Origin of the sequence: Streptomyces sp. NPDC029216 (assembly GCF_040648015.1) — a bacterium.
Classification (GTDB): domain Bacteria; phylum Actinomycetota; class Actinomycetes; order Streptomycetales; family Streptomycetaceae; genus Streptomyces.
Genome location: NZ_JBEZWL010000064.1, coordinates 1 through 17,252, shown reverse-complemented (window position 1 = coordinate 17,252; position 17,252 = coordinate 1). Strand labels below are relative to the sequence as shown.

16 protein-coding genes, 1 tRNA gene and 2 pseudogenes are annotated in these 17,252 nt (G+C 73.9%); 11 read left to right on the top strand and 8 right to left on the bottom strand.

The window, feature by feature from the left end:
* Window positions 1-66: 66 nt before the first annotated feature.
* Window positions 67-303, bottom strand: coding sequence for a chaplin (locus AB0F18_RS22460; RefSeq protein ID WP_362063342.1), 237 nt, complete (start codon window positions 301-303; stop codon window positions 67-69).
* Window positions 304-438: 135 nt separating this feature from the next.
* Here AB0F18_RS22460 and AB0F18_RS22455 point away from each other — a divergent pair, with 135 nt between their 5' ends.
* Entirely contained in the window at window positions 439-1,224 is a 786-nt protein-coding gene (locus AB0F18_RS22455) for an alpha/beta hydrolase (protein ID WP_362063340.1), read from the top strand.
* A 106-nt stretch (window positions 1,225-1,330) separates the two neighbouring features.
* Here the strand turns inward: AB0F18_RS22455 and AB0F18_RS22450 are convergent, their stop codons facing one another.
* Window positions 1,331-1,921, bottom strand: a complete 591-nt coding sequence (locus tag AB0F18_RS22450) for a TetR family transcriptional regulator (protein WP_362063338.1) — start codon at window positions 1,919-1,921, stop codon at window positions 1,331-1,333.
* 151 nt (window positions 1,922-2,072) lie between these two features.
* Between AB0F18_RS22450 and AB0F18_RS22445 the strand changes: the two genes are divergently transcribed.
* Entirely contained in the window at window positions 2,073-2,864 is a 792-nt protein-coding gene (locus AB0F18_RS22445) for an SDR family NAD(P)-dependent oxidoreductase (RefSeq protein ID WP_362063336.1), read from the top strand.
* A gap of 2 nt (window positions 2,865-2,866) precedes the next feature.
* Here AB0F18_RS22445 and AB0F18_RS22440 read toward each other — a convergent pair whose 3' ends face one another.
* The 4 genes and pseudogenes from AB0F18_RS22440 to AB0F18_RS22425 all read right to left on the bottom strand — a co-directional run.
* Window positions 2,867-3,376 (bottom strand): hypothetical protein, encoded by a 510-nt coding sequence (locus AB0F18_RS22440; protein ID WP_362063334.1) that lies wholly within the window; start codon window positions 3,374-3,376, stop codon window positions 2,867-2,869.
* 22 nt (window positions 3,377-3,398) lie between these two features.
* Complete coding sequence (locus AB0F18_RS22435; protein WP_362063398.1) at window positions 3,399-4,469, bottom strand: MerR family transcriptional regulator; 1,071 nt, start codon at window positions 4,467-4,469, stop codon at window positions 3,399-3,401.
* 462 nt (window positions 4,470-4,931) lie between these two features.
* Complete coding sequence (locus AB0F18_RS22430) at window positions 4,932-5,282, bottom strand: C40 family peptidase (RefSeq protein WP_362063396.1); 351 nt, start codon at window positions 5,280-5,282, stop codon at window positions 4,932-4,934.
* A gap of 486 nt (window positions 5,283-5,768) precedes the next feature.
* A pseudogene (locus tag AB0F18_RS22425) lies at window positions 5,769-6,746 on the bottom strand (glycosyl hydrolase); the annotation flags it as partial.
* A gap of 187 nt (window positions 6,747-6,933) precedes the next feature.
* Between AB0F18_RS22425 and AB0F18_RS22420 the strand changes: the two are divergent.
* The 6 genes and pseudogenes from AB0F18_RS22420 (at window position 6,934) to AB0F18_RS22395 (ending at window position 14,816) form a co-directional block, all read left to right on the top strand.
* The gene (locus AB0F18_RS22420; protein WP_362063332.1) at window positions 6,934-7,137 is read left to right on the top strand and encodes a hypothetical protein; all 204 of its coding nucleotides are present in this window, start codon (window positions 6,934-6,936) and stop codon (window positions 7,135-7,137) included.
* Window positions 7,138-7,298: 161 nt separating this feature from the next.
* A pseudogene (locus AB0F18_RS22415) lies at window positions 7,299-7,733 on the top strand (trypsin-like peptidase domain-containing protein); the annotation flags it as partial.
* A gap of 1,259 nt (window positions 7,734-8,992) precedes the next feature.
* Entirely contained in the window at window positions 8,993-10,483 is a 1,491-nt protein-coding gene (locus AB0F18_RS22410) for a hypothetical protein (RefSeq protein WP_362063330.1), read from the top strand.
* Window positions 10,484-10,711: 228 nt separating this feature from the next.
* The gene (locus AB0F18_RS22405) at window positions 10,712-11,881 is read left to right on the top strand and encodes a 4-hydroxybenzoate 3-monooxygenase (RefSeq protein WP_362063328.1); all 1,170 of its coding nucleotides are present in this window, start codon (window positions 10,712-10,714) and stop codon (window positions 11,879-11,881) included.
* A gap of 91 nt (window positions 11,882-11,972) precedes the next feature.
* Entirely contained in the window at window positions 11,973-13,748 is a 1,776-nt protein-coding gene (locus tag AB0F18_RS22400; RefSeq protein WP_362063326.1) for a methyltransferase, read from the top strand.
* 183 nt (window positions 13,749-13,931) lie between these two features.
* The gene (locus AB0F18_RS22395) at window positions 13,932-14,816 is read left to right on the top strand and encodes an aldo/keto reductase (RefSeq protein ID WP_362063324.1); all 885 of its coding nucleotides are present in this window, start codon (window positions 13,932-13,934) and stop codon (window positions 14,814-14,816) included.
* Between the two features lie 82 nt (window positions 14,817-14,898).
* Here AB0F18_RS22395 and AB0F18_RS22390 read toward each other — a convergent pair.
* A tRNA-Trp gene (locus AB0F18_RS22390) sits at window positions 14,899-14,973 on the bottom strand.
* A gap of 145 nt (window positions 14,974-15,118) precedes the next feature.
* Between AB0F18_RS22390 and AB0F18_RS22385 the strand changes: the two genes are divergently transcribed.
* The 3 genes from AB0F18_RS22385 to AB0F18_RS22375 all read left to right on the top strand — a co-directional run bounded on the left by AB0F18_RS22385 (window position 15,119) and on the right by AB0F18_RS22375 (window position 16,859).
* Complete coding sequence (locus AB0F18_RS22385; RefSeq protein WP_362063322.1) at window positions 15,119-15,724, top strand: TIGR03086 family metal-binding protein; 606 nt, start codon at window positions 15,119-15,121, stop codon at window positions 15,722-15,724.
* A gap of 145 nt (window positions 15,725-15,869) precedes the next feature.
* Window positions 15,870-16,304, top strand: coding sequence for a hypothetical protein (locus AB0F18_RS22380; protein WP_362063320.1), 435 nt, complete (start codon window positions 15,870-15,872; stop codon window positions 16,302-16,304).
* 51 nt (window positions 16,305-16,355) lie between these two features.
* Window positions 16,356-16,859 (top strand): metallophosphoesterase, encoded by a 504-nt coding sequence (locus AB0F18_RS22375; protein WP_362063318.1) that lies wholly within the window; start codon window positions 16,356-16,358, stop codon window positions 16,857-16,859.
* 46 nt (window positions 16,860-16,905) lie between these two features.
* Here the strand turns inward: AB0F18_RS22375 and AB0F18_RS22370 are convergent, their stop codons facing one another.
* Window positions 16,906-17,118, bottom strand: coding sequence for a hypothetical protein (locus tag AB0F18_RS22370; RefSeq protein ID WP_362063316.1), 213 nt, complete (start codon window positions 17,116-17,118; stop codon window positions 16,906-16,908).
* Window positions 17,119-17,252 lie beyond the last annotated feature (134 nt).

Genomic DNA, 17,252 nt, shown 5'->3' with positions numbered 1-17,252 from the left:
CGGCCCCGGCCGGGGGCGTTAACCCCCGGACGGGACCGTCGGAGCGGCCCGGGGGCCGCGGTGCGATCAGGTGTTGACGCAGGTGTTGGCGGCCGCCGGGTTCAGCAGACCGATGATGTTGATGGTGTTGCCGCACACGTTGATCGGTACGTGCACGGGCACCTGGACGACGTTGCCCGACAGCACACCGGGGGAGCCGATGGCGAAACCGTTGGCGTTGGCGTCGGCGACGGCGGAACCCGTGGCTCCGAGGATCCCGACCGCAGCCAGAACGGTGGCGGCGAACGCAGTGCGAATACGCATGTCACTCCAAAGTCGATGACGGACGTCGAAGCAGGATCACACCGCCTCCGAGGGTGTTCCGCCCGGCATTCACCTGACCACCGGCGTGTCACGGGACGCATGACGACGCCCGGCACCGGGTGGCAAGCTGATTTCATGATCCCGACACCCCGGACCGAGCCGGTACGCGCAGCCATGACCCTGGACGGACGCCGCCTGTCCTACCTCGACTTCGGCGGCCCGGGCCGGCCCCTCCTCGCCCTGCACGGCCACTTCAACGAGGGCCGCACCTTCACCGCGCTGGCACGGGCCCTGGCCCCCGACTGGCGGGTCGTGGCGCCGGACCAGCGCGGCCACGGCTTCTCCGACCGGGCGGCCGACTTCTCCCGGGAGGGCTACGTGGACGACGCCGCCGCGCTCCTCGCCCACCTCGGTCTGGACCGGGTGGTGGTCCTCGGCCATTCCCTCGGCGGCGTCAACGCCTACCAGCTCGCCGCCCACCACCCGCACCTGGTCAGCGCGTTGGTCATCGAGGACGTCGGCGCCGAGATCGACTCCGACCTGTCCTTCTGCCTGAGGTGGCCGCACCGGGCCCCCACCCGCACGGCGCTGATCGAGCAACTCGGCGATTCGGCACGCTACTTGACCGACGCCGTCCGCGAGCACCCCGACGGCTGGGGACTGGCCTTCCGCCCGCAGGACATGGTCACCTCCGTCGGCCGCGTCAACGGCGACCACTGGGCCGACTGGCTGTCAACGGACTGCCCCGCCCTGCTCGTTCACGGCACCCGGAGCGACACGCTCACCGCCGGACACGCCAAGGAGATGGCGGCCCGCCGCCCCCGCACCCGCCTCGCCGAACTCGCCACCGGGCACACGGTCCACGAGACGGACCCGGAGGGATTCGCGACGACGGTGCGGACCTTCCTCGACACGCTGTAGCCCCCTGCCCAGGCGTAGTTCCCTGCTCCGGGCCGCCCCGGACATCGAGGTCGTCGCGGAGGCGGTACGGCACAGCACCCGAGGGCTTGGACCTGGACGCGTACGTCTACGACGCGCCGCGCGCCGGAGCCGGCGGCGTCGGGGCGGGCCGGGTGAGGAGCAGCAGGGCGTCGACGAGGTGCTCCGCCGGGGCTCCGGTGGCCAGGCGGCGTAGCTGCTGCCCGAAGACCAGGGCGACGGCGGCGCCCGCCAGGCGTTCGGGGTCCGGTACGCCGAGGCGGGTCAGGACCCGGGCGGCCAGCAGGTCGTAGGCGGCGAAGCACTCGGTGGCGGCGGCACGCAGCCGCTCGTCGCGGCCGGCCTGGACGTACAGCTCGAACGGCGCGATATGGCGGCTGTCGAAGGCGTTGCCGCCCGCGACCCGCGCCACCACGTCCGCCGCCTGCCCGATGTCGAAGTGCTCGTCGGTGCAGGCGTCGGCGAGCCCCGTGAAGTGCCGGGTCTCCTCGGCCACGAAGTGCAGCAGGCTCTCGCGCAACAGCTCGTGCTGGGTCGCGAAATGGTAGGTGACGGAGCCGAGGGAGACCCCGGCCTCCTTGGCGATCCGCCGGTTGGTGACGGCGGCGATCCCGTCCTGCCCGATGATCCGCAGCACGGCGTCGACGATGCTCTGGCGGGTGTCGGAGGCAGGAGGCATGCCGATATTCTGCCCCACCAGCCGCGACGGCCGTCCGCCCTTACGGGGAAGGGGAGTTGGGGCGTCCGGGGTGTGGACAGGAGCGGGGGGGATCCCTACTGTTCGTTCGAACGAACAGTCAGCAGGGGAACGCCTCCGCAGGGGAGTCATCGTGGAACTGTCCGGATCCAACGTCCTGCTCACCGGAGCCACCGGCGGCATCGGCTCCGCCCTGGCGGCCCGCCTGACGGCGCAGGGGGCCCGCCTCACGCTCACCGGGCGCCGGGAGGAGGCCCTCAAGGCCACCGCCGACGCTTACGGCGCCCGTACCGTGGTCGCCGATCTGGCCCTCCGGCCGGACGTCGTCCGGCTCGCGGAGGCCTGCGCCGACACGGACGTCCTCGTCGCCAACGCCGCCCTGCCCGCCAGCGGCGACCTCATCGACTACACCGAGGAGCAGCTCGACCGCGCCCTCGACGTCAACCTGCGCGCACCCGTGCTGCTGACCCGCCTCCTCGCGGAGCGCATGACGGCCCGGGGCCGCGGCCACATCGTGCTGGTCGGCTCGATCTCCGGCAAGGCGGCCACCGGGTCGACCTCCCTGTACAACGCGACGAAGTTCGGGCTGCGCGGATTCGCCCTCGCCCTGCGCCAGGAACTCAGGGGCACCGGGGTCGGGGTCTCCCTCGTCCAGCCGGGCTTCGTCCGCGACGCGGGCATGTTCGCCGCGACGGGCGCGACCCCGCCGAGCGGCATCAGGACCGTGACGCCCCGACAGGTCGCCGACGGCGTCGTACGGGCCGTACGGCGCGACCGGTGCGAGGTGAACGTGGCGCCGCTGGAGCTGCGGCTGCTCAGCGCCGTCGCCGGGCAGTTCCCCGGCTTCGCCGAGCGGGTCCAGGCCCGCGCCGGCCTCGACGGCTCCGTCCGCCGGATCGTCGAGGCCCAGCGCTCCCACCGCTAGCGTCACGCAGCAGAACCGGGTGCAGAGGCTCGCCGTGTGCGGTCCCGTCTGCCGATGGCCTCGGCGACCTCTTGGATGGCGCGACGAAGGAGGTCGCCGTAGGGATCCCGAGGAAGCCGGGGGGCGTGCTCTTGGGCCGCGTTGATGTGTTCGGTGGCGGCTTCGAAGGAGCCGAGTCGGCGGTAGTTGTCGGCGAGGTTGAGGTGCAGGGAGGGGTAGAAGCCGGCGATGTGGAGGCCGGCGTGGTGCTCCTGGACGCGCTGCTCGGTCACGGCGTCGGCAGCGTCCAGGGCTCGGACGTCCCAGGCCAGGGCCTGGGCGGGATCTTCGTAGAGATCTGCCAGGTAGTGGGCCAGGGAGCAGCGCTGCAGCGGATCGCCGGTGACACCGATCGCGGACCACAGGTTCAGGAGTCTTCGGCGGGCGGAACGGACGTCACCGGCCCGGCCTTCGGCGACGGCTTGGCCGATGGCTGCCATGGTCGGGTCGGGGCTCGCGGGTGTGGTCGTCATGGGGTGTTCCTCGTCGTCTCGTTCAGGCGGCGTGGTCGGCCTTGATGGGCATGGCCAGGGTGGTGAGATCACCGCGGTCGGCGGAGCGGATCGTGACGGGCTGGTCGTGCCCCCTCAGATCGAGCATCACGTCGGGGCCGATCGCGGTGCTCACGGCGGGGTAGAAGGTGGTCAGCTCGAACCAGATCCGGAGGGCCTGCCCCGTCGCGGTGGCCGACAGCGGGATGCCGGGGCGCTTGTCATCGGCTGAGACGACTTTCACCCCGTGGCCGGCGACGTGCAGCCCGATGCGTTCACCGGGATGTTCTTCCAGGGCCCTCAGAAGCAGGTCCTTCGGGACCGTCACGCGGGTGGTGACCTCGCCCAGTGACGCGAGCATCAGCCGATGGTCGGGGAAGACCCCGGGCAGCAACCGGCAATGCCGGTCCTCCCGGCCGGCCACGCGGAGCCAGATCCCGTGCGACACCGCTTCGACCTGAACCAGCGGGCTGCGGCGGATTTCGGCGGCTGCCACCCGCAGCTCGTCACCGTCGACCGTGCCGGCCCACGTCTGCGTCGGTGGTCCAGCCGGCACCAGGGTTCGGGTGGAGAGCCGGTAACGGTCGGTCGCGGTCAGGGTCACCGCCTCATGGCTCGCCTCGATGCGCAGGCCGGCGAGTTCCGGCAACCCGGGCTCATGCGCGGTCGCGGTCAGGACCTGCTCGACCGCATCCGCCAGCACGGGACCCTTCAGCGCCGCAATCGGAAGACCTGGCGCATGGCCGAGGGCGGACTTGATGACAGCAGCCTTCTGCTGTGCCGCCACCGCGTTCCCGACGACCCTCGCGACATGCTCATCGAGCAGCCGGGATGCCGCGTCAGCCCCGGAATCCAGCACCGCCCCGACACCGGCGAGGGGCATGGCGATCTCGCGCAGCCGACGCAGCACGGTCGCCCGAACCACCTGGTCGGCGCTGTAGTACCGGTAACCCGAGACCGGGTCGACCTCGGCAGGGGGCAGGAGCCCGGAGTCGGCGTAGAACCGCAACGCGCTGGACGTCAGACCAGTGCGCTGGGCGAAGACTCCGATCGGCATCAGATCATCTTTTGGCACCGCGCCATCATCGACCTTCAACCAACGTGAAGGTCAACACCGACGAGCGGTAGGGCTACCCGATGCCGCACGGCACGGCCTGATCGAGAGGCGGGGTCATGGACCCCGTTCGCGCAGGCCCCCGGGCGGCACGGCAGGGAGCCCTTCCCCGCGGGGCGGGTCCGCGTCACGGCCCTGCGCGACCACACGACGCGCCTTACTGCCGTCAGCGCCGGCCAGTGACCTGATCCGGTAATTCCATTCCGGCACCCATTCATCCCTTCAATGACGGCGGTGGGAATTCGGAGTTCGGGCCGAAGGGCGCGCGGCGGTGCTGCGACCGTCGGGCGCCCTTCGCGTGGGGGCTCCTCGTGGGCCGGTGAATGTGTTCTTTTGCTTCCGCCGGCCGGGGCCGTGTCCGTGCCGATTCCGATTCGGTTCGGCTTTCTCGGTCGGGATTCCTGGCGGCTCGCGCCGGTGCGGCTAATTGGCCCGGCTGTAGCGGGCGGTGCCGGTCCAGATGCGTTCGAGCCTCACGCGGGTGCCGGGCCGGGGGGCGTGCCAGATCTTGTCGTGGCCCGCGTAGATGCCGACGTGGGCCATGGTTCCCCCGGTGGGGAAGAAGACCAGGTCGCCGGGTGCGCGCTGGGTGCGCGAGATGTGGTCGGTGCTCTCGTACTGGGCCTCCGCGGTGCGGGGGAGGACCCGGCCGGCCTTGCGGAAGGCGTAGAGGGTGAGGCCCGAACAGTCGAATTCGCTGGGCCCGGTGGCGCCGTAGACGTAAGGGGCGCCCTTCTTGGACGCGGCGACGGCGACGGCCTTTATGCCGTACATCGAGGCGGCCTGGGCGGGGCCGGCGGGGGTGAACAGTGCGGCGGTCACGGAGACGGCCAGGAACAGGGCCGGAGAGCGATGGCTCTCCCATCGTTTTTTTGTTTTCGGCAATCGTGATACCTCCGCATTCAGGTACTGGAACAAACCATGACGGTGACTGTTCTCGGTGACTGCGTTACGGCTCCCGACGACGGCCAATTTTGCACGACTCGTGCATCCCCGAGGTGTCGGACACGGCGTGAAATATCTCGGTTGGGCAAAGCAATCCGAGATGATATGCCTTGATTTTGTCCGACCATTCCCCCGTACGCCGCCCCGTCGGGGCGGGGAAATCAGGAATCGAGAAGCGGACGTGCCCGGGCCGCGTCTGGCGTCCCGGGCATGACTTCCATCGAATATGTCGGCCTCGGCCTCGCCGCCGCCCCCTTCACCGGCCCCGGCGGCTCACGGCCGGGGGCGGGGCGACTGGCGGCCCTTCCGGTGGGGTGACAGGGACTCCCGGAACACCCGTGCGGAGCGCGGGTTCTCGCCGCACTGCCACACACCGTGCGGGCAGTAGTCGGTGATGCTGTGGTACAGCGGCTTGTGGTCGGCGATCCACGCCAGCATCCGCCGCATGTACTCGGGGTTGTCGCCGTTGCGGAACAGCCCCCACTCGGGGTACGAGATCCGCTTGTGGTGCGCCTTCGCGAACTCGACGTGCTGCCGGAGCCCGTAGGGCTGGTCGATCTGCTCGTCGAAGGAGTCGCCGGGAGGCTGGTCGTAGGAGTCCATGCCGACGATGTCGACCACGTCGTCCCCGGGATAGCACTGGGTCCAGGGGATCGCGTCCCTGCCCCGGTTGGGGGCGAAGTCGAAGCGGAACCGCTGCCCCTCCGCGGAGCGCATGGCGGCCACGACGCGCCGCCAGTACCTCTTCCAGCTCTCGGGGTCGGGCTGGCACCGGTGGGTGTAGTTGAAGCCGTTCATCTCCCAGCCCAGCACGATCACGGTGTCCGGCACCCCCAGCCGGACCAGGCGCTCGCCCAGCCGCCGGAAGTGGTGGTCGAACTCGCCCTCCGCGCCCGCCCGGAGCAGCTCGGCCACCCGCTCGTCGGGGACGTCGGCCTCGTTGCCCTCGAACATGGGCACGTTCAGGACGAACAGCCGGTCCCGCCGCTCCTTGCGCCAACGCGCCCAGTTGCGCAGGGAATCGGGCGCCCCCTCGATGTTCTCCCAGGTGTCGCCGGGCAGGTAGGTGTGCCCGGCGCGCAGCTCGGTACCCCCGAGCCAGCGCGAAAGCCCCCGCATCCTGTCGACGCCGGGCGAGCCGTAGTGAAGATAGGCGCCCACGGCGATCCTGGAACCGGCGCCGCCCCCGGAGGCCTCGCGCGCCGTCGGAGCAGGACTGCCCGCGGTGGCGAGCAGGCCGGCAGCGACCGCACTGACGCAGGCGCCGGCCATCCACCGCCCTCTACGGGACATGGTCGTCTCCACAGGACTCGCGAACGGATGTGCTTGCAACGACGCTAGACATCCCATCCGACTTACGGCCTGCCCGGCGTCCCGATCCTGAGCCATTCGCGGGAGCGCACGCGCACTCCTGCGTCCCTTCGGGTGAGCCGCGGCCGGGGGCAGGAACCGTACCCGCCGTCCGCCGCTCCCCTTCGGCATGAGCGCGAACGTGATCACCATCGAGATCCGCGGCCCGGAGCCGGCGGCCGTGCGGGCGGCGGAGCAGATCTCCGCCCTCTTCCCCTCCAGCGACCCTGGCACCCCCCGTCGGACGCGCGGCGAGGACGACGTACTGGTCCGCATCCGTGCCGAGGTCGGCCGGCTTCCCGACAGCAGTCCCTACACGGACACCTGCGCCTGACGGGCCGGTCCCGCGGCCGCGGCGGTGGCCGGACGGGAGGGGGTGTGACCGGATTCGGATGGGGTTCGGCCAACCCGCGTACAGGGGCGCTCGGGGGTGCGTACGGTGGCAGCGGCGTACGTGGGCCGGGCGCTGTGGGCGTCCGGTCCGCCGTGCGCGCCATGCGTGTCCGCGTCGGGCCCGGGCACGTGCTGACGGCGGCCCATGTCGTCGACGACGCCCGGACCGTACGGGTCCGCTTCGTGGACGGCCGCGGCGGGATCACGGACGTCGCGGCCGACACCGGGTTCCTGCACGGCCGGCTCGACATCGCCGTCCTCGCGCTGCGGCCGGCCCCCGGCGGGACCCGCGCGGTACCGGAGCAGGCGGCCGACCCGCTCTGGTACGGGCGGCTCGGCCGCTCGGCGCCCTGCGAGGCCGTGGGCTTCCCGCGGTTCAAGCTGCGCCACGAAGTGGGCCCGGACGGGGCCCCGTTCGAGTACCGGGACACCCGGCACGCCCACGGCAGCGCCGTGGCCCTGTCCGGGCGGCGCGAAGGCACGCTGGAGCTGATCGTCGACCCGCCCGGCGGCGACGAGGCCGACGGCGCCGGAACGTCGCCCTGGGAGGGCATGTCCGGGGCCGCGGTGTGGAGCGGCGGCTGCCTGATCGGCATCGTCAGCGAGCACCGCCCCACCGACGGCGCGGGAACCCTCACCGCCAGCCGCGTCGACCGCTGGTACGGGATCCTCGGCGAAGCCGAACGCACCGCCCTGCACGGGCTGATCGGCCTGCCGCCCGGCCCGGCCGGCCTCACGCCCGCCGACCCACAGGCCCAGCAGGTCCACGACTACCTGAGCGACCCGGGAGCACCCGTACGTCGGCGGCACCATCGGGACCGGCGCACCCCCGCTGGCCGACGTCTGCCTCGGTCAGCGGGCCCGCGTCCGCGCCCTCGGCCCCGGCGCCTCCCGGGTCACACCGGGGGAGCTGACCGCCGAGGAGGCCCTGCACCGGCTCGGCGGCGGCCGGGAAGCCGGCGTCACGGTCCTGACGGCGGGACCCGGCGGCGGCAAGACCACCTTCCTGCGCATGGCGCTGGCCACGGCCGCCCGCCGCCGCCTCACCGCCGAGGACACGGACACGGACACGGACACGGACACGGACCCGCCCGCCGACGCCGACGTGCGGGCCTTGCCCGTGCTGCTCCGGGCCACCGACCTGCTGTCGCGAGAACCCCTGCCGCAGGTCCTCTCCCGCGCCGTCACCCGGGACCTGAGCCGCTTCGGGCTGCTCGAAGGGCCCGGCCCCGAACTCTTCCGGGCCGAGGCGGAGCCGGGTGTGCCGTGGCTGGTGATGGTGGACGGGCTGGACGAGATCCTGCTGCCGGAGTCCCGGCGCGAGGCCCTGCAGACCCTGGCCGGTTTCGCCGCCCGCACCGGGCCGCCGCCCGCGGCCGCGCCCGCCGGCGGTCCGTTCCGGTTCGTGGTCGCGACCCGTCCGCTGCCCGAGTCCGAGCTCGGCGTCCTCGGCGAGGACACACCGGTGCTCGAACTGCGCCCGTTCGACCCGCCGGAGTTCCGCTCCCTCGCCCTGAGATGGTTCCGCGCCGCGGGCCGCACCGCGCCCGAGCAGGCGGCGGACCGCTTCGCGCAGACGGCCGCCGCCCGGCCCGCGACGGGCCTCGGCACGGTCCCGCTGATGGCGGCCATCCTGTGCACCCTCGGCTCGGCGGCGCCGGACGAGCCGCTGCCCGTGTACCGGGGGGACCTGTACCGCCGCTTCGTCGGGGCGCTCTCCAACCGGCACCACGCCGCCGGCATGTCCGGGATCCAGCAGCAGACCCGCCAGGCCCTGGAACGCTACGGCCCCCCCCGTGCTCGGCCGGGCCCAGGAGACGGTCGACCGGCTCTTCGCACTCCTGTCCCGCCTCGCCGCACCCCACGTGGAGGGACCGCCCGGCCGCCCCGGCGCCCCGCACCGCACCGACGTCCTCACGGCGCTGCTCGGCTTCCCGGAGGCGGCGCGCCCCGCACCCATGCCGGAGGAGACCTGGCACCGGTTCCTGGCGGACCTGCTGCGCCACAGCGGGCTGTTCACCCAGGACGAGGCCGGCCTCACCTTCCTCCACCAGACGCTCGCCGACTACTTCGCCGCCCAGGCCGTGGCCGCCGCCCCCCGGCGGCTGCGCGGCGAGCTGCGCCGCTTCCTCGGCACCCGCCGCCCCGAACGCCCCGGCAGCCTGCGCGCCCGCCTGGACCTGCGGACGGCGCGGATGTCGTACGTCGGCTTCCTGCTCGACGCGGCACCCGCCGGCCCCGCCGGCCCCGCCGCCCGCACCCTGCACCGGCTGGCCGGCGCCGGCGACGCGGGCCTGCCCGACCTGGAGTTCATCGCCGCACAGGCCAGGCTGGGCACCCGGATACCGCCGGACGCCGCCGAGAGGACGGCCTCGGCCCTGGCCGCACTGGCCGCCACCCGGCAGAACCTCTTCCGCGACGAACTGCACGCCGCCGTGGCCCTGGCCGACCTCGACGAGGAACGCGCCCGCGACCTCCTCCTGCGGATCGCCCGGGACGAGAACGCCCGCAGCCCGGTGCCGCCGCTCGTCTCCCGGTCCCAGGCGGGGCTGGTGGGCCTGCGGATGCTGCGCCTGTACAACGACATCGCCCGCATCCAGGCCGCGTTCCGGCTCGCCGCGGGCGGCGACGGGCGCGGCGTCAAACTGCTGCTGGAGCTGGTCCACGCCGACGGCACACCCCCGATCGCCCGCGCCCACGCCCTCGCCCAGCTGGGGCACGCGGGGGCGGGAGAACTGCTGCTGTCCCTCGCGAAGGACCCCGGCTTCGACGGCACCGGGCGCGCGCTGGCGGCCCGCCTGCTGGCGGTCCGGCTCGGCGACCGCCGCCCGCACCGGATCCTCGCGGACATGGCCCGCGACAAGGCGCTCGACCCCGTCTCCCGCGTCAACGCCGCCCATTCGCTGGCACGGCTGGGGGACACCCGGGCCGTACCCGTGCTGACGGAGCTGGTGCGCCCGGTCCGGGGCCCCGCCTCGACCCCGCGCGAGCTGCTCGTCCGTTCCTTCGTACGGGTGAAGGCGGCCCGGCTCCTCGCCGAACTGGGCCACCCCCGGGCACCGCGCCTGCTGGTGGGACTGTCCCAGGACGAGGACGTGCTCTCCTTCTACCGCCGCAGGGCGAAGGCCGTCCTGGTCATGATCCACCAGGGGACCGTCCGCTCCGGCTACGAGAGCTCCCCTTCCTGCTGCGCCGCTGGAACGCCGCCCCGGCCGGGCCGCGGTTCACCCGGACCGGTGATCCCGCGCATGCCGCCGACGGGGCCCCGGTCCCCGGGGGCTCAGTAGGGGGCGTACGGGAGCGTGCTCCCGCTCCCGCGCGCCCGGCGCGTACCACCCGCAGGCCACGGGAACCCGCCTTCGGGCCCGCCGTCACGGGCCGCCGCCACCCGGGGCGATTGTCACTCTATTCCCGCTAAGGGATGGCTGGCGTAGGTTCGCGGATCTTCGCGTGCTTATGCTTCACCCGCTATGACGGAAAGTCAGACATCCTGCGCTTTACGCGCATCAGCCGACGTGGTCATCCTCGGTGCCGGTCCGGCCGGGCTCGTGCTCGGAAACCTCCTGCTCGCCGCCGGGATCGACTGCGTCATCCTGGAACGCTCCTCCCGCTCCCACGTCCAGACCCGGCCCCGCGCCGGGTTCCTCGCCCCCCACACCGCCCGGATCCTGGACCGGCACGGCCTCGCCGACGGCCTGCACCGCCACGGCCGCCGGCACGGCGCCTGCGAGTTCCGCACCCCCGAGGGCCGTTTCCGGCTCGACTACGGCGCCCTCGGCGAGGGCGTAGGGCACCACGTCTACCCGCAGCAGAACCTGGTCACGGACCTCCTGAGGCACTACCTCGACCGCGGCGGACGCATCCGCTTCGACACGGAGGCGCTCGCCGTCCACGACGCTGACGGCACCCGGCCGTCCGTCACGACGCGCGGGCCCGACGGCCGTCCCACCCGGTGGACCGCCCGCTACGTCGCCGGGTGCGACGGACGGCACGGGGCGGCCCGCCGTTCCCTGCCGCCGGACACCGTCCGCCACCACCACGACCACGGCGTGACCTGGCTCGGCCTGCTCGCCGAGGCCCCGCCGAGCCTCGACGCCGTCGGCTACGCCCTCCACGACCGCGGATTCGCCGGACACATGGCCCGCACCCCGGACGTGACCCGCTACTACCTCCAGTGGCAGCGCGGCACCGCCGCCGACGCCTGGTCCGAGCAGCGCATCTGGGACGAACTCGACCTCCGGATGCGCGCGGCGGACCACGGTCCGCTGCACCGGGGCGCGTTCCTGGAACGCGGCCTCGTCGACCTGGCCTGCGACGTGATCGAACCGCTGCGCCACGGGTCGCTCTTCCTCGCCGGTGACGCGGCGAGTCTGCTCGCCCCGGCCGCGGCCAAGGGCGCCAACCTCGCGGTCCTGGAGGCCGGGATCCTGGCCTCGGCGCTCACCGACGCCCTCACCCGCGGCGACACCGCGGGACTCGACGCGTATTCGGACCGGTGCCTGACGCACATCTGGAAGGCGCAGGAGTTCACCGGGTGGATGACCCGCCTGCTGCACGCGGCACCCGACGGTGACGAGCCCGCCGGATCGTTCTTCCAGGCCGCCCTGCGGCGCTCCCGGATCGCCTCGCTGCGCACCTCGCGCGTCCACCAGGAGTGGTTCGCCGACAACTACGTCGGCGTCTGACCCCCGCAGCGCCCCGCTCCTTCCCTTCCTGTCCCGCCCTGCCCTGCCTTGCCTTGCCCTGACTCAGTACCGGCCCGAGGACATGCCCACGATGACGACGACCTTCCCCGACGAAACGATGCTGCTGGACGACACGGCCCGCCTGCGCGCGGCGGCCGCGTTCGTCCGCGAGCACGACAGCGCCACCCTGCTCCCGCTGCTCCTGCCCGGCATCAGCGCCCCCGACCTGCGGGCGCTGGCCGGCCACTGCCACTTCGCCCATGCCGGGCTGCTGCTCTTCCCGCCCGACGCGGACGCCCTGCGGGCCCAACTCGCCGACTGCGGACTGGCGGTGGACACCCCCTCGCACCCCAGCGTGGTCGTCCGCGAACGCCTCGCCCGGCGCCACCGCCGCGACCCCGCCGAACTCGACGTACGGATCCTGCGCCCCCGGGTGTACGGCGTCGCGGGGGAACGGCGTGCCGTCGAGGTCTTCGCTCTGACCGTGTCCCCGCACTCCGGCCTGGAAGGGATCGCCGCCCTGGAGCGGACCGGCCGGCACGAGGCACACCTCGCCTTCGAGGTAGACCACCCGGACCCGCTGGTGCTGCGCGGCCTGTGCGCGATCCTCGCCCGCCACGGCGCACGCCCCGACGGCGGCGGCTACAACCCGCACGAGGACGGCACGGTCCTGTACTTCACCACCCCCGCCGACGCGGCCTGCGGCTACCGCAGAATGGAGCTCTACGCGCACGGCGACCACCGCGACTCCCTCGCCGCCCACCTGGACCGGCCCGACGGCCCCGCCCGCCCCCGCAGCGACGCGCGACCGCCCGCCGAAACGCTCCTTCATCTGCTCACCGGCGCGTGGACGACCCAGGCCCTCGCCTCCTTCGCCCGGCTGCGCCTGCCCGACGCCATGGACACCCGCACCGCGTACCGCGCCGAGGACCTCGCCCGCCGGACCGGCACCCACCCCGGGAGCCTCACCACGCTCCTGCGCTACCTCACGATGCTCGGCGCCGTCACCCGGGACGACACCCCGGACGCGGACGACGAGCAGCAGGAGGGATTTCGCCTCACCGAACTCGGAGCCCTGCTGCGCGAGGACGCGCCCGCGTCGATGCGCCCCCTGGCCCTGATGTACGGCGGCCCGTTCTACCGCTCCTTCGGCGCCCTCGACCACACCGTGCGGACCGGGCAGCCGGCCTTCGACCACGTCTTCGGCGAGAACCACTTCGACCACTTCGCCCGCGACCCCGAGCTCGTCGACGTCTTCGACTGTTCCATGGCCGCGAGTTCACGCATGTTCCGGCCGCTGCCCGCCCACCCGGCCGTCACCGCCGCCGCCCGGGCGCCCGGGCCCGCGACGGTCGTCGACGTCGCCGGAGGCAACGGGGAGCTGCTCCGGCAGATCCTCACCGCCCACCCGGGCCTGCGCGGCGTCCTCCTCGAACGCCCGCACGCCGTCGCCACGGCCCGCCGCCTGCTCGACGCCGCCGGCTGCGGCGCGCGCTGTGACTACCGGGCGGGCGACTTCGCCGACGTACCGCCCGGCGGGGACGTCTACGTGCTCGCCCGCGTCCTGCACGACTGGGACGACGACCGCTGCCGGGAGATCCTCGGCCACATCGCCCGTGCGATGCCCGCCCACGCGGACCTGCTCGTCGTCGAGCGCCTCCTGCCCGCCGACGGTTCGCCCTCGCTGGCGACCGCCTGGGACCTGCACATGGCCTGCAACGTCGGAGGCCGCGAACGCCGCGCCGACCACTACGCGCGCCTGCTCGCCGACGCCGGCCTCCGCCTCCACGGCCACACCCCGCTGCCCCTGGACGCCCACGTACTGCACGTCGGCAAGGCCCCGCTCCCGAGCCCGCCGCGGGCCTGACCGCCACGGAACCGACCGCCGGGGCCCGGGGACCGCCACCTCGGCCCCGGCGGATCGATCCGTCAACAGTCCTGCTTAAAACGCATCCAGTAGAAGGTCACTTCTGCTGGTGACGGGAGTCGGTCAGGGTGGGGGCACCACACCACGTCCGCCCACCCTGCCGACCGAGGGACACGAACCGCCATGCTCCACCGCGCCATCGCAGGCACCACCATCAGCGCCATAGGCCTGGGTGCCATGCCCCTCTCCATCGAGCACCGCCCCGACGAGGACCGGGCCATCGCCACGGTCCACGCCGCCCTCGACGCCGGCGTCACGCTCATCGACACCGCCGACAGCTACCACTGGCACGCCGGCGAGGCGGGCCACAACGAACGGCTCATCGCCCGCGCCCTTGCCCGCTACGGCGGCGACACCTCCGGCGTCCTGATCGCCACCAAGGGCGGCCGCGGCCGCCCCGGTGACGGCAGCTGGACCGTCAACGGCACCCCGGACCACCTCAAGCGCGCCGCCGAAGCCTCCGCCCGGCGGCTGGGCGTCGACGCCATCGGCCTCTACCAGCTGCACAAGCCGGACCCGGCCGTCCCCTGGGCGGAGTCCGTCGGCGCCCTGCGCGAACTCCTCGAAGCCGGCACGATCCGCGCCGCCGGCATCTCCAACGTGACCACCGACCAGATCCGCCGGGCCCACGAGATCCTCGGCGACGGCCTCGTGTCCGTACAGAACCAGTACTCGCCCGCCGTGCGCGACAGCGAGCCCCAGCTGCGGCTGAGCACCGAGCTGGGCCTGGCGTTCCTCCCCTGGAGCCCCCTCGGCGGCATCTCCCGCAGCTCCCTCGACGGACCCTCGGGCCCGGCCTCCTCCGGCACGGCCTTCCACCGCGTCGCGGCCGAACGGGGCGTCAGCCCGCAGCAGATCGCCCTGGCCTGGCACCTCAGCCGCTCCCCGGCCGTGATCCCGGTACCGGGGGCCGGCCGCCCGGCCTCCATCACCGACTCGGCCCGGGCCGCCCACCTGCGGCTGACGGAAGCGGAACTGACACTGCTCGACGGGGAACTGCCGGGCTGAACCGCGAACGGGCCGGAGCGCGAGGAGGGGCTGCGGGCGGCGGCGGAGTCGGCCGGTCGAGCCGTTCCGGAGCCGGAGCGGGCGGAGCCGACCGGATTCGAACCGGCGTCCTCGCGGCTTTGGAGACCGCGCGCGTCGACCTCTGCGCTACGGCCCCGCCCTGGCCCGCATCCTATGCGGGCACCCGCCGCCGGCCTCACCGGCCCCGTGGAAACCCTCGCCCCGTCCGGGCATGTCCGATGAGTTCCGGCCCGGCCGCCGGTCTACCCTGCAGACGATTTCGTTCCGGAGGGAGCGGCAGGATGACCGACACGACCACTTTCGATCTCGGACCGCAGGCGGCCGTCGTGGCCCGCCTCGTCGCGGGCGTGCCCGACGCCCGGCTGGGCGGGCCGACGCCCTGTCCCGCGTACACGGTGGGGAACCTGCTGGGCCACCTCGCGGGCCTGGCCGTCGCCTTCCGCGACGCCGCCCGCAAGGACCTCGGCCCCACGACCGACACGCCCCCGGGCGGGTCCGTGCCGGCCCTGCCCGCCGACTGGCGCGAACGGCTGCCGGGGGTCCTCGGCGAGCTGGCGGAGGCCTGGCGGGACCCGGCCGCGTGGACCGGCATGACCCGCGCGGGCGGCGTGGACCTGCCCGGAGGTGTGGCCGCGGCCGTGGCGGCCGACGAACTGGTCGTCCACGGCTGGGACCTGGCCCGCGCCACCGGCCAGGAGTACGCGCCCGACGCGGCCGCACTCCGGGCTTCCCACGCCTTCCTCTGGGCGGCCGCCCAGGAGGACGGCCGCGGCGGGGGCGTCTTCGGCCCCGCCGTGCCCGTGCCGCAGGACGCCCCGCTGCTGGACCGGACGGTCGGGCTGAGCGGACGCGACCCGGGCTGGACGCCGCCGCCGGCGTCCTCGTGAGGCACGCCCATCGGAGAGCTGTCATCGGGTGGGCGGGAACGGTTCAGCCGGCGGTCACCTCCCCTTCGGATGCGATGTGAAATATCACATGGCATACGGCCCGGGAGGTGCCCGGGCGGTGAACCCAATGACGAGGAGAACCCCGATGAACCGCTTGGCCCTGCTGGCCGCCGGCGCCGCGAGCCTGGCCGTCCTGACCGCCGCCCCCGCCCACGCCGCCGATACCGTCACCTCCTGCGGCGGCTCGGGCCTTCAGGCAGGTCTGTCCACCCGGGTGTGCGCCGAGGTCACCGGCACCACCGTCGCGTTCCACGGCCGGGTCGCACTCGCCGGCCCGCCCTCTCCCGGCAGCCCGGAGCCCGCGCCGAAGCAGCTGTTCACGACCCTGTCCGTCGAGGTCGTCGGCGCGGAGGCGCCCGTCACCCGGGAGGTTCCGGTCGTCTTCACCTCCTCGACCGTCGAGGTGCCCGGTCCGGTCGCCGAAGCCCCGTGCGGCTCGACCGTCCGCGCCACCTTCGGCGTGGCCTCGTTCCCCTGGCCGGCCCGCCCGGTCGTCCACGAGGTGACCGTGACCTGCTGACGGCCCCCGGCCCCGGCAGGTGCGCGGACGCGGAAGGCGTACGGTGGGCGCGTGAGGATCCTGCTGACCTCGGACACGCACGTACCGGCGCGGGCCGCGCGCCTGCCGGAGGCCCTGCTGGCGGCCGTCGACGGAGCCGACGTGGTGATCCACGCCGGGGACTGGACCGACGAAGCCACCCTCGACCTGCTGGAATCGAGGTCGCGCCGCCTGATCGCCGTCCACGGCAACAACGACGGCCCCGCCCTGCGCGCCAGGCTCCCCGAGATCGCCCGGGCCGAGCTCGGCGGCCTGCGCTTCGCCGTCGTCCACGAGACCGGCCCGGCGGCCGGGCGGGAGGGGCGCTGCGCCGCGCGCTTCCCCGACACCGACGTCCTGGTGTTCGGCCACAGCCACATCCCGTGGGACTCCACGGCCCCGGGCGGGCTCCGCCTGCTCAATCCCGGCTCACCGACCGACCGCCGGCGCCAGCCGCACCACACGTACCTGACCCTCACCGCCGTCGACGGCACCCTGCGCGACACCGTTCTCCACCGGCTGCCCGCGCGGTCCTGACAGCGGCCCGGGTGCGGCCCGACCGGGTCCCGCCCGGGCCGCCGGGTCAGGACTCGCGGTCCATGACGCGGCGGGCCGCCTCCGCCTCGGCGGCGGCGGGGGAGAGCTCGTCCAGGGTGTCCAGCTCGTCGTCCGACCCGAGCTCCTCCTCCCAGGCCGCCGCGAGCCGTTCCTGCTCCTCGCGCGGCCTGGCCCCGACGGCCTCCTGGTGCCGGGGATCCAGAGCCGCCAGGAACCGTCCGACCGAGTCCGTCGGCATGCCGTTCTCCTTGTCGCCGTGCGGGAGGGCCGTGACCCCGCTGCCGCGCCCGGCCCAGCATGGCGAACCCGCACCGGTGGTGGCCGGCCGACACGGCCGGCCCCCCCCCCAAAGCCCCCCCGGAGCCGCGGGTT

Bases quoted from the DNA above. Each gene is read 5' to 3' on its own strand.
- AB0F18_RS22460 (WP_362063342.1), bottom strand. From the start codon at position 303: ATGCGTATTCGCACTGCGTTCGCCGCCACCGTTCTGGCTGCGGTCGGG.
- AB0F18_RS22455 (WP_362063340.1), top strand. From the start codon at position 439: ATGATCCCGACACCCCGGACCGAGCCGGTACGCGCAGCCATGACCCTG.
- AB0F18_RS22450 (WP_362063338.1), bottom strand. From the start codon at position 1,921: ATGCCTCCTGCCTCCGACACCCGCCAGAGCATCGTCGACGCCGTGCTG.
- AB0F18_RS22440 (WP_362063334.1), bottom strand. From the start codon at position 3,376: ATGACGACCACACCCGCGAGCCCCGACCCGACCATGGCAGCCATCGGC.
- AB0F18_RS22430 (WP_362063396.1), bottom strand. From the start codon at position 5,282: ATGTACGGCATAAAGGCCGTCGCCGTCGCCGCGTCCAAGAAGGGCGCC.
- AB0F18_RS22420 (WP_362063332.1), top strand. From the start codon at position 6,934: ATGAGCGCGAACGTGATCACCATCGAGATCCGCGGCCCGGAGCCGGCG.
- AB0F18_RS22400 (WP_362063326.1), top strand. From the start codon at position 11,973: ATGACGACGACCTTCCCCGACGAAACGATGCTGCTGGACGACACGGCC.
- AB0F18_RS22395 (WP_362063324.1), top strand. From the start codon at position 13,932: ATGCTCCACCGCGCCATCGCAGGCACCACCATCAGCGCCATAGGCCTG.
- AB0F18_RS22385 (WP_362063322.1), top strand. From the start codon at position 15,119: ATGACCGACACGACCACTTTCGATCTCGGACCGCAGGCGGCCGTCGTG.
- AB0F18_RS22380 (WP_362063320.1), top strand. From the start codon at position 15,870: ATGAACCGCTTGGCCCTGCTGGCCGCCGGCGCCGCGAGCCTGGCCGTC.
- AB0F18_RS22370 (WP_362063316.1), bottom strand. From the start codon at position 17,118: ATGCCGACGGACTCGGTCGGACGGTTCCTGGCGGCTCTGGATCCCCGG.